Annotated in this window: 9 protein-coding genes; 1 reads left to right on the plus strand and 8 read right to left on the minus strand. The window is 54.0% G+C overall.

Annotated features, from left to right (window positions below; genetic code table 11):
- Window positions 1-106 precede the first annotated feature (106 nt).
- Window positions 107-1,408, minus strand: a complete 1,302-nt coding sequence (locus tag HZB34_16240; protein MBI5317512.1) for a nucleotide sugar dehydrogenase — start codon at window positions 1,406-1,408, stop codon at window positions 107-109.
- Between the two features lie 680 nt (window positions 1,409-2,088).
- Here HZB34_16240 and HZB34_16245 point away from each other — a divergent pair.
- A complete protein-coding gene (locus HZB34_16245) occupies window positions 2,089-3,066 on the plus strand; it encodes a hypothetical protein (GenBank protein MBI5317513.1) in 978 nt (325 codons plus the stop codon).
- A gap of 106 nt (window positions 3,067-3,172) precedes the next feature.
- Here the strand turns inward: HZB34_16245 and HZB34_16250 are convergent, their stop codons facing one another.
- The 7 genes from HZB34_16250 to HZB34_16280 form a co-directional block, all read right to left on the minus strand.
- Window positions 3,173-4,348, minus strand: a complete 1,176-nt coding sequence (locus HZB34_16250) for an SGNH/GDSL hydrolase family protein (GenBank protein ID MBI5317514.1) — start codon at window positions 4,346-4,348, stop codon at window positions 3,173-3,175.
- A 13-nt stretch (window positions 4,349-4,361) separates the two neighbouring features.
- Window positions 4,362-6,260, minus strand: a complete 1,899-nt coding sequence (asnB, locus tag HZB34_16255) for an asparagine synthase (glutamine-hydrolyzing) (protein ID MBI5317515.1) — start codon at window positions 6,258-6,260, stop codon at window positions 4,362-4,364.
- A 2-nt stretch (window positions 6,261-6,262) separates the two neighbouring features.
- Window positions 6,263-7,468, minus strand: a complete 1,206-nt coding sequence (locus HZB34_16260; GenBank protein MBI5317516.1) for a glycosyltransferase family 4 protein — start codon at window positions 7,466-7,468, stop codon at window positions 6,263-6,265.
- A 1-nt stretch (window position 7,469) separates the two neighbouring features.
- Window positions 7,470-8,660: a hypothetical protein gene (locus HZB34_16265; protein ID MBI5317517.1), complete on the minus strand. Its 1,191-nt coding sequence runs from the start codon at window positions 8,658-8,660 to the stop codon at window positions 7,470-7,472.
- 352 nt (window positions 8,661-9,012) lie between these two features.
- Entirely contained in the window at window positions 9,013-10,179 is a 1,167-nt protein-coding gene (locus tag HZB34_16270) for a glycosyltransferase (GenBank protein MBI5317518.1), read from the minus strand.
- A gap of 72 nt (window positions 10,180-10,251) precedes the next feature.
- Complete coding sequence (locus tag HZB34_16275; GenBank protein ID MBI5317519.1) at window positions 10,252-11,175, minus strand: hypothetical protein; 924 nt, start codon at window positions 11,173-11,175, stop codon at window positions 10,252-10,254.
- A 71-nt stretch (window positions 11,176-11,246) separates the two neighbouring features.
- Window positions 11,247-12,296 (minus strand): glycosyltransferase, encoded by a 1,050-nt coding sequence (locus HZB34_16280; protein MBI5317520.1) that lies wholly within the window; start codon window positions 12,294-12,296, stop codon window positions 11,247-11,249.
- Between the last annotated feature and the right edge of the window lie 42 nt (window positions 12,297-12,338).

Raw genomic sequence — 12,338 nt, forward strand, 5'->3', positions numbered from 1 at the left:
TCTCGTGGCAAGAAGATATTCCGGCTTGCCAGTCTTCGACGGACCAACGAAGCGTTCTGATGGAAACGGTTTCGCCTGTTAAGAAAGGCGCTGTTCCTGACAGGTGCTACAGACGCCAGTACTTGAGCGTCTTTGGTAGTTTTTCCTGATCGAGCAGGCTCTTCACATCAATAACCACCCCGTCTTGCTGATTTCGAAGCGGCTTGAGCAATTCCTGCAGGCCCATCTCCGTATAGGTGCGGTGGGCCACCGCAATAACCAGCCCATCGACGTTCTTCAGCTCGTTCCACTGCTGCAAATGGATGCCGTATTCGGCGACTGCCTCCTCTGGTTCTGCGATCGGATCATGCACCGACACCTGAACCCCGTACTCGCGCAGCTCTTGAATGATTTCAGGCACTTTACTATTGCGAAGATCCGGCACATTCTCCTTGAACGTGAGGCCTAAGACTGCCACCTTAAGCTCCTTGACAGGGCGGGCAAGCTGGCTGAGCTGCTTCATCGTTTGTTCCGCGACAAACTTTCCCATGCCGTTATTGATCCGCCGGCCAGCCAGGATCACTTGTGGATGGTATCCAACCGATTCTGCCTTCGCGGTGAGATAATAGGGATCTACACCGATACAATGTCCGCCGACTAACCCGGGGAAAAATTTCAGAAAGTTCCACTTCGTGCCCGCAGCTTCAAGGACCGACTTGGTATCGATTCCCAGACGATGAAAGATGAGCGCCAACTCGTTCATCAGGGCAATGTTCAGATCGCGCTGTGTGTTCTCGATCACCTTGGCTGCTTCTGCGACCTTGATACTTGAAGCGCGATGGACCCCGGCCTTCACGATGAGTCCGTAGGTATTCGCAACGATTTCGAGCGATTCCGCGTCCTGAGCCGAAACGACTTTAACGATCTTCTCGAGTGTATGTTCCTTATCCCCAGGATTAATGCGTTCGGGTGAGTATCCAACCTTGAAGTCCACTCCTGCTTTGAGGCCGGAAAGCTTCTCTAAAATGGGGAGGCAAATCTCCTCTGTGACTCCCGGGTATACCGTGGACTCATAGACAACGATCGTTCCAGGCGACAGATGTTTGCCGATCAGTTCCGAGGACATTCGCAGGGCTTTGAGATCGGGCTGGAGTGCTTCATTAATCGGAGTTGGAACGGCTACAATGATGAAGTCTGCTGCCTTGAGATCGGTGGGCTCCGATGTATACTCCACCTGACAGGCTTTAAGATCAGCGGCCGACACTTCCCCGGTTCGGTCAAAACCCCTTAACAGCTCGTCGATCTTCGTTTTATTGATATCGAACCCGATGACCTTACCGCGTTTGCCGAATGCAACGGCGATAGGAAGGCCGACATAACCAAGTCCAACAACCGCAACCCTTCGTTCACTCTCTTTCTTGTGAGCCATAACTTCCCTCCTTAGACTGTTGGAAGAATGGCAGAGTCCAGGGCTTCCGTCAACGAAACGAGCGAATTCTGCCTAGGAATATTTCGACGATGAGCCCGTGCACTTCCTTCATCTTACGTGTCTCGAGTGCAGCCCCTACCAGCGTGACTCGACTGATGCGTAACGTGACGCACCTGTATGCTTGGGCTAACAAGGTATGATGCCAAGCGGCACAACCAGAGTCAGACCATCCAGGGAACTTTCTGGATCTGGCATTTCAAGCTATTGCTTTGGCGAATTGATTCGAACTTAAAGGCTCGATTGACTGTATGAGAGAACTCAAGGCATCGCTCTTGCTTGGGACCTTCCAGGGCAGGGCCTATCTGAACCAGGACCCAGCAGGGTGGGATTTACCGAATGGTGCACGAAACACGGATCAAGTTGATACATGCCGTAGTGGGTAATAAACTATGTGCTCTGACCGTGTGAATGAATGAACGGAGAATGCCCGTGCAACCCCACTCACAAGAGCTGAAACAACCACTTCCTGTGGGGGGCCCTTCACAGAGGAGACTGACTCGGCAGCGATGTGCAATAGGCGAGCCGGTAGCGGCTCATTAGGCTCCTCAGGCATGCGCCTAAACGCCGTGAGGAAGAGGACGGATCGAGCCGTGGGTTCAATTTAGAAGGAGATCTCTGCCATGAACAAACTGGCCGGTCACGAGCCAAACAGGGTTGTCTGGATGAATCAATGGGCTTTGTTGCTGATCATAGGCTTCATATCGATCTTCACAGCGACAGGCTTCGTGGAACCGGCAAAGGCCCACCCGTTCCTGAACTCTGCCGAGCCGCAATGTAACGGCAACGATCCGACAATCTTGATGTGCGACGACTATGAGGACGGGTCATGGTTTGTGACGAACGCTGATACCGCCGGCGGAAGCAACAATCCGGTGAACCAGGGCTGGGCAGGAACCATCTATGCGACCGACCCGCTGAAACAGAATTTCGCTCGCTGTGGAGGCCAGGGCGCGGTTGGCACCAACTGCACGGCGACGACGGCGTTCCGGAATCAATCCGGCAAGGGCGGGCAAGCTTGGCATCGTTTGGGGCCTCAGACTGCAACCAACTATATGAACATCTACCACCGGGAATATCTTAAATTTTCCCCTGGCTACAAGTTCGGTCATGAGAAATGGACGTTCTACGAAGATGGCACGACGCAACACGGCCTGACGCAGACGCCGTTCGGCGCCGACATGTTCGACTGGGCTCAGCAGCAAGGAAGCGGTTGTCCGGGCGGACGGTGCGCGCAGAACCAAGGCAAGGACCTGCACATGATTCCCGGCCACTGGTACTACATGGAAACACACCTCGATCTCTCTAACGGGTTGGTCGAGTTCTGGCAGGACGACTGTGGGACCAACGGTTTAGGTTGCAAGGGTCCCGGGACATTGCGATTGCGGCACACGGGTCTCACCTGGTCCAACACGAGTAAAGGCTGCTGCAACTTCCATCAGGAAAATTGGTGCCCGGCGCCGGGTGGAGCAGGAGAATGCGCGGGTGAAGTCTATCGCGACCAAACTGTATGGGCGACCAGGCGGATCGGGCCGATGGGCGCACCTGGAGGCGACACCACAGCACCAGCCCCGGTGACCGGACTCATGATTCTTCCGTGACATGGCGCATGCATCCCGGTCTTTTTTCTGGTTCAAGACATTCCTGGATCTGAACCACTGGCGGGCCTGAAGGACGCCGAGCCGTAACGACCCAAGCCGGGCAACTCTACTCCGCACGCGCTGAGTTGTGAGTCATCTCGGCTCGCGTGATGCGACATCGATCGAAGCTCTCCCACTCATGTATCATTCGAGCCAGATTCCTGCTGACAACGGACGCAGCAAGCCGGTGACCCTCCTTATTAAAGTGTCCATCTCCCTGAAGATAGAGCTGCTGACCGGACTCACTACTCCAGGTTCGGAACTCTGGAAGTAGATTAATCGCTTGAATACCTTCACCGTCCAGGATAGCCGCCAATGTCTCAACAGGCTTGTCACGATTCAGATCACTTCCGTTCAACTGATGGGCGGCAATCAAATCCACGTATGATCGTTCGTCCACTTCGTAGACCGTTGGAATGATGAACATGGCGAGCTTGAACCCATCTGCCCTTGCCAGACTTTGTGCTTCTTCCAGCAACTTTTGAGTGACCCACCACCCTCTCTTGACCTCATCATTTTGGACGTTTCTCATTAACTCAACGACGTGACTCGTGAGCCGCGCCCCTGCATCCGAGCGCCCTAATGATTTCCAGGACTGATACACGATCTGATACAGATGCGAGTGGGATGCGAGATAGCTTCGCGCTTCAATGCCCCAGTAGGTATACCAAGGCAGCTCTCTGATGGGTTTTTCGATGAGCTGCCCTTGGTCCACTCTATGATAGCGCCCTTCCATGTTATCGCTTATGTCGTTGTGAAGCGTTGCCGCGAAGAGCACGACGTCCGGATGGAACTCTGCCCCTTTTCTTTTCAAGTACGTGACTTCATCATCTGTTCCCCAGCCGCTGACACCAGCACTGATGACCTCGACCGGACACCCGATCAACCCCTGCAACTCCTTTTCCAGCAGCGTGGAAATGGCATCTTCAAAATCGACCTGTAGCGCTTCCATGAAGGAATCGCCCAACAGCAGGACTCGCAGCGTCCCATCCGGTTTCCCGAGTTTGTGCTCCCGGTCACGAAAGCCGAAAGAATTCGTGTGGACGTGCGTGCGAAACCTTTCGTGAAATACGTGGAGCGTAGGCCTCAGAAGGATAAGCCCGTCCCTGGTCTGAGCCCACACACCCAATGTCTGGGGATAGAAGAGTCGAAGGAGCGATTCGGAGAGAAGGAGGCCAATTCCCAACGCTGCGACAAGCGCAGCGATCGTCACGGCAACGCTATATCTCTTGTTCACCGGCATGCACCGATTGCACTCAGTTCTTGTAGCACCGACGTCCATCACGCCACCAGGAGACCAGATTGATCAGCCCCCACAATTTGCTCTCATGATTCGCCCGGCCGTCCACGTGCTCAGCAACGATGCGCTGGACCTCCGTGACGTTGAGGAAACCAATGTCCTTGAGGATGTGCAGCGACAGGGTATCGCACATCATGGCCTTGAGATCCGTACGCAGCCAAAGTGCAAGCGGCACGGAAAAGCCCAGCTTCTTACGGTGCAAGATACTTGATGGAAGCAGATTTCGCAGCGCTTTCTTGAACAAGATCTTCTTCGACCAGAGTGACGTCTTGTATTGGGGCGGAATCTGCGCCATGAGTTCGACGAGGGGATGATCGAGAAATGGCACACGGACCTCGAGTGAATGGAACATGCTGACTCGATCCGTCAGCGTCAGGAGATCGCCGGGAAGATACAGCTGCATGTCGCTGAGCAAGAGGTTATGAAGCAAACCGTCGGCGTCGCCTGACTCAAAAATATCGCGCACGAGACTCTCAGGTCTGCCAGGATTCTGCGCCCCGGTGAAGTCCCTGGATATAAGATCCGCACGTTCCCGTTCCGAAAATGCCGTGATAAATGCGGCATATCGAGTTGGGGGTGACTGTTCAGCAGCAGCGAGAAACCGTTTGAGCCGGCTCATCCAAGGATGTCCTGTTGCAACATCCGGAAGCAGGTGAATCCACTTCTGTCCGAGTACTCCCCGTGCGGCAGCAGGAAGTTTTCCAAAAAGCTCCGCCCACAGCATGCCAAGGTGCCGTTCATAGCCGCCTCCGATTTCATCCCCGCCCAGCCCGGAGAGTGCAACGGTGACATGCTGACGGGTCATCTGACTGACATAATAGTTGGGGATCGCGGATGAATCGGCAAAGGGCTGGTCGAAACACGCCACCAATTTGGGCAAGAGATCCTTGATGTCTGTCGTAACCACAAATTCATGATGCGTCGTCTGAAACCGTTCTGCCACGATTCGCGCAAACGCCCGTTCATCTTGAAAGGCGCCTTTCCCCTCATGGCCGATTGAAAATGTCAACACTGGTGCTGACGACTCCTGCGCCATCACACCCACGATGGCGCTGGAATCGATCCCTCCCGAAAGGAATGCGCCAAGCGGCACGTCGCTGATGAGATGACTTTTCACACTATCCTTGAATTGAACGAGAAAGCGCTCCTCCCATTCTTCGAGTGACACATTAGGTTGCGATCGGAACTGTAAGCTCCAGTAGCGCTGGATGGATATTCGACCACGCTCACAGACCAAAGTATGCGCCGGCGGCAGCTCGACAATATCCTGATAGATAGTCTGGGGTCCAGGAATGTAGAGGTAGGCCAGGAATCGATCGACTGCGGCTCGATTCACATCCGAAGCGAACCACGGGAGCCGAAAAAACGCCTTCAGCTCGGACGCAAAGACCAACCTGCCGTCGACGAAGGAATAGAACAGCGGCTTGATTCCGAATCGATCTCTTGCGAGCATGAGGCGGTCGGCCTTTGCATCCCACAGCGCATAGGCAAACATCCCTCTCAATCTCGTGACCCCTTCTACACCATACTGCTCATACAGATGGACCAAGGTTTCAGAGTCGCTGTGTGTATAAAACCGATGCCCCGCCGTCTCAAGCTCCCTGCGTAATTCACGATGGTTGTAGATTTCCCCGTTGAACACAGCATAGACAGTCTTGTCTTCGTTATAGACCGGCTGATGACCGCCAGCGACATCGATAATCGACAGGCGGCGCATGCCGATCCCAATTCCCGCCTCCACATAACTCCCACTGTCATCCGGGCCCCGATGGACGATCGCGTCGTTCATCGAGTCTATCCAAGAAGGCGCCACTGTCCGCCCTTGAACATCCAATATGCCAACAATGCCACACATGATTATCGCTTCCTACCGGCCACAGCGAGGTCCACGGCCTTGAGGAGCCTCTCTTCATCGACCGCCCAGTTGTACTTCGTCGCAACTGCCTCTTTTCCGTTACGACCCATCTCTTCTCTGACGGATAGATTCTCCAGCTCAACAATCACACGCGACAAATCTTCAGGATTCTGATCTTCGAACACCATGCCACATCGCTCTTCCTGCACGATTCGTTTGGTCGGTTTCGCATCCGACACGATGACTGGTTTCCCCATCGACATATAGTCGAAGAGTTTGTTCGGAATAGTCGTGTTCCAGCTCTCGGTAGCATGATGAGGAACCAGGCCGATATCGCATTCTTTAATGACCTCGATCGCCTTGGTATAATCCAGCCATCCCAGGAACTGCACCGAGTCCTGCAAGTCCAATTGCGCGACGACCTGCTTAAAGTGGGCTTCATGGCGCCCCGAGCCGATAATCACCAGCTTCACCTGTGGCAGACGCGTTCGCACCAGGGAGATCGCCCGAATGGCCGTTTCTATTCCACGCGCCCATTCCAGTAACCCGAGATAGAGAAGGGTGAGGCTCCGTGACTCACGTGAGACACCGACGCTACGAGCGTGAGACGAGTCTACGAGTCGCTCCGACGTCGGCGTATTAATGACCAACGAAATCCTCGCAGGATCAACCCCGAGGGAAATGAGTCGAGTACGGGATTCCTCGACCACCGCCACAACATGGTCGCACTGGCGCACACTCACTCGCTCGACCATGCGGATGATACTTGGATTTCTCACCAGGAAATTGACGACTGAAAACCCCTGGTAATCCCAAAGGTCCTGGATCATGGCCGGGTAATTCTCTGCCATATCGAGGACCACCGGGCGTCTGAGAAGACGCCCAATCCCCAGCGCGGTCCAGGCCAAGGGGATGTCTCGGACGACGATGACGTCGGCCTTTGTTCGCTTGACTGTTTTCCCGATCTCATAGATCCAGAGCGGATTGAAGAATGCAGGAAACCCGATGAGGCCATTCAGGCCTCCCAATCCCTCCGGCAAACAGGGCAAGCGATGAATATGAAGGCCCTTGGCGTATTCGTACCGAGCGCGTCGCCGTGAATTCCGACACACAAGATGTACTTCGTGCTTCTTCAGCAACGAGTCGCAGACCTTCTCGACCCGGACGTCCCACGGATAGTCCGCATCCCAGACATGACAAACGATCATTTCAGCCAGCCTCTTGCATCGCAGCAGCAGGCAATGCACCTGCGTCGAGCAGCTTCATCCTGACGAGATATTCGTGCACGATTTCCGAAACCATCACATTCCCTTTTAGATTGAAATGCCCTGCACAGACAGCCGGTTGTGTGAGGAGATCACAAAACCCCTGTTTCTCCACACGCTTACCGAATTCTTCATGGAGATCGAGCGTAGGAATGTCCCTCCGCCCCAGATCGTCACTGAGGGGACGGGTGACCAGTTCCCCCGTCTCCTTGAAGTGTTTGAATGAGCGAGCGGTGGGATAGATCAGCACGAAGGGGGACTTTCCTCTTGATCGGCCGGTCTTCACAAACTGTTCGGCGATCTCACTCGTGATTCTGAGGGCATGTGTCGGATGATCCTCCCGATAGAACACCTCCCAGCTGGTGCGGCCAAGCATGGCACTTCTGGCCCTGTCGGAAAGAAACAGCTTGATGGCTTTCCATGAATACGGAAACGAGAGCGACACCGGGCCGAATTCTGAATCGGGCAAGAATGTTTCAAATTCGAAGGCTTTTTCAGGATTTTGTGTTGCCACCAGAAACTCCTCCTGGCTCCACACCGGTATTTCCACTAATTTCAATTGATCTTTCTCCAGAATAAATCTCGGCTTGAGTGAGAATGTCGTCCGCGCATCAAGGAAATAACGGTACCGATTCACGTTTCTCAGCACGTTTTCGGGAAAGATTCCAAGAATCGCAACCCCTGCCGAATCATGGGTATTCTTGACGAACCGCAGATAGGCTTGGTCAGTTCCATACCCTCCTATCCCGTAGTTGCCGACACGGCATCTGACCTGCTGGGACAACACATTGCTCCATGCTTCCGCATGCTCGACCTCATCTCCATATGTGAATGAGTCCCCGTAGAGTGAAATACATTCATTCCCCGCAGTCGGATAGGCCGGAATGGGACGGGACTCAATGACCTCCACACCTTTTTCATCTGTGCGTTTCCCAGGCCACCCCAGCAACGAATCACGTATGCTCATGTAACGGTCGAATTCAGCTGCAGTAATCGACGGGCTACGAAAGAAGAATGCCGGTTCACGGGGAAGCAGAACGAAGTGGATCGCCAGGTAGGCCGTGAGCTCGATCACGAGACCGGCGAACATTGCTGCCACGACGTAATAGGGAAGGTTCGACTTCGCTGCTCGCATCTTTCCAGGAGATCCCCAGAGCTTGGAGTTCGTCACGACGCTTCGATGGCACCACCCAGTCTCAACACACACCCAACCTGCTGTATCCGGCTTAGAATCTTTTATAGGAGCCTGGTCGGGGATATATCTCAGAGGCTATTTTGCTTTACCCGAAGCCACAAGCAAACTTTAATCGTGCTTTTGACCGTACAGAGGTGACCGATCTTGCATATCGGTTCTTAGGCTGACGGGGAACGCGCAAGGAGGTGGCGCCCCTCATACCGATGGACAACGATAGTAGGTGGTCAAGAGGATATGGCTGGTGAAGCAGGAAAAGGTCGGAGGACTGGCCTGGCGGGGGGGAGGAGCGGGATCAACGTGGTCGGTCAAGCAGATCCAGATAGAACTCCTTCGTGCGACTTGCCATACGTCCCGCATCAAATTCAGCGGCCACCCGTGCCTGTCCCGCCTCGCCGAACCTTGTCCGATTTGATGCCGAAGCCTGCATAGCACCGATGGCATGAGCTAACGCGCTTGGATCCTCGGCAGGTACCAGCATCCCGTCAGTCCCATCCCTGATCACTTCGGGAATCCCTCCTACAGCGGAAGCGACGACAGGACAGCCGGCGCGCATGGCCTCAAGCAATGCCATGGGAATGCCCTCGTGGAGCGAGGGCATGGCGAAGACATCAAACAGCCTCAGCAGACTCGGTACATCATGCCGTTCCCCCAGAAATCTGACATGTTCAGAAATAGCGAGTTGCTGTGCGAGTGTTTCTAGAGATCGTTGTAGGGGACCTCCCCCGACAATGGCTACCCGAATAGACTGCATTCCCCGCTCATGCACAAGCAAAGAAACTGCCCGTAGTAAGTACTCGATTCCTTTTACCGGCGACAAGCGCCCCACGCACCCGACGACGAAGGCAGGCTCTGCGATGCCAATCTGATCTCTCGTTGTCACCGGCATGTCGCTTCGAGCTGACACGTTGTTCATGATCCCATTATGGATACATTTGACTTGTGTATCGGGAAATCGTTTCCTGAGAAAGGACGCAATGTCATTCGACACGCCTATTAATCCGGAAGCGACCCTCTTCGTAACTTGGCTCGACATGAGGGAATAGCACTTCCATTTCACATGTTCCCATCCGCCAAGCGCCTCTTGGATGCCATGAACTGTGTGCAGAATCACCGGGACGTCTGACAATGCGGCAGCCAGCCCCCCCAGGCAGTTCTCCTTAATTCGATGCGTATGCACCACATCCGGCCGCCAGCGTCTATTGAATTCATATAAGCGTCTCGAGATTTCAAAAGAGTTCAGCGCGCCTTCGTCTATCAGATGAGTGTTGATTCCCGCAAGTACGAGTTGGTCATAGAGCATGCCTTTGTTCAGCACGATTGCTTCCACGTGAAGAGCAGGATCTTTCTGCAACTCCACCAGGAGCTGGGCGGTTTGCACCTCTGCCCCGGCCCATAAGTCTCCCGACGCGACATGACAGACGCGAAGGACGCCCGGCCGGCTCACTCGCCCACTGTGCACGGCGCTCGATGAGTGCGCGGCGTAAGATGTTATAGCTGGTGAAACAGGCATTGACCCGTGCTCATACTCCCGTTAAAAGGCTAGCTTCAGCTTGTCCAAAATGTATAGCCATTCAAGCTTAAAACGAGTCCAATCGCTCAGTTCTCCGCCCCCCTGTTTGACCCGGAGATAGTCCAGTAGTTCTGAGACAGGGACATACCATCCTGGCCTTCCGCTCAAGTACCGGAGAATCCTGTCCGTATCCTGGTCCAGCTTCCCGTCGGTCGCAAATCCCTTTCCCAGATGCGTCGACACGATGCAGACACCGCCATCCCGTTCAAGTTGATCGAGACGTTCACGCGTGAGAAGTCGGTTGAACGCTCCCACATCAGGCGCATCGGAGGTGGAGAACCAGAAGTTGACGTATTTAGTTCCACGTAATCGATAGGGCATATCGGGGTTCGCTTCAAGCATATTCAGTCGCCGAAAGGTAAAATTCCTGACATATTGAATATACGTACGGGCACAATCCCCCCAAAAATAAGGCGAGTTCTCATCATCGCCATAATAGGTGATCGACCGACGGCCCTTGGCCCAGGAGAGGAGGCCCCTGAAGAGCGCGCTCTGGAAGCGCTTGCTTCCCCAATAGAGGTTGTCCTGATTGAACCCATGATTGCAGAACAAGCGCGGATAGGATCCAAATTCATTTTTGAGAAATTCAAGCCCTCGCAGCGTCCTCTCACGCAAACTCGACTCCATGGTCGCGCCGTGAGAGGCAATTTCGAATCCCTGAGCTGCAAGCTCGTGCACGAACTTCAAGTAGGCTTCATTCTCCAGCGTTTCTCCTGCAAAAAATAACCGGCTTCCCTCCGGGCAACCCATGGGCCATACGGTCTTCGTCGTCCGCATGCCGGCATTTCTGAGTGCAGCATAGACCGGCTTGACGTTCGCCAAGGTCGCATCATCTGTGTCGTCAAGAATTGAGAATGCAAACTTTTTCCCGCCCGGAAATTCCATGTGGCCGCTCTCACTCAACACAAACAATATTTTTGCAATCTAGGCACTGTAACATTCGAAAATCGCGTGCGTCATTGCGCCTGCGACAGGCACTCCTCATAGAGCTCCTGATAGTGATTAAGCATCTGTGCAGTGGTAAATACGTCAGCTACCCGCTCTCTTCCTCTTTCACCGAATAATTTCGATCTATCTCGCTTATTGATCATCTCAAGAATGTGGCCGGTCAATTCAGAAACAGCTTTCGGTGTCACAAGCAAACCCGTCAGTCCATCCTGGACAATCTCTGGATTTCCACCGACACGCGACGCGATGACTGGCACAGCGGCCGACATCGCCTCTAACAAGGCCACGGACAATCCCTCCGACAAGGAAGGGAGGACAAACAGATCCAGGGCGGCTAATACGTTTGGAACATCGTTCCGAAGCCCGAGAAAGGACACGGCATGTTCAATACCCAATTCCACCGCCTGTCGCTTCAGGCAAATATCCAAGTCCCCTTGGCCGACGACCAAAAGCTTTATTTTTGGGTGGACTTTGAGAACCGACTGAACCGCTTGCAATAGATACGTGTGCCCCTTGACCGGGTATAGACTTCCCACAATACCGAGCGCAAATTCTGACGGATCAATACCTAGATCAGACCGAACTCGCGCAACCTGCTCGGAAGACATGCGCTGGGGCATGTCAACACCGTTATATATCCGAGCGATTCGATCTTCGCGAACTCCCACCTGGCTTGAAAGAAATCGCCGGAGATCCTCGGAGACGGCTACCATCCTGGCAGCTTTGCTCACCCACCGATATGCGACTCGACGTTTCACATGCTCCGGGTAATAATTTTTTCCATGGACAGTCCCTACAAGCGGGACACCACAGAGTTTCGCCACGATTGTTCCAAACACATTGGCCCGAAACTCATGGGCGTGAATGAGAGCCACTTGCTGCTGCCGGACTAGCGTGCAACAGCGTCTGATCCAAGCAAGATCCCATTGACTCCGCATAGGAAGAACAGCGGTAGGAAGCCCGAGCTTTTCACACCGATCTTTCAGCCACCCTGGAGCAAACAGCCCAACCATCGAACCGAACCTGTTACGATCCAAGCCCGACGCTATGCTGCTCACCAGCATTTCTGCTCCACCAGGTCCACTGGTGCTCGACAGGTG

Source organism: Nitrospirota bacterium (assembly GCA_016219645.1).
GTDB lineage: Bacteria > Nitrospirota > Nitrospiria > Nitrospirales > Nitrospiraceae > Palsa-1315.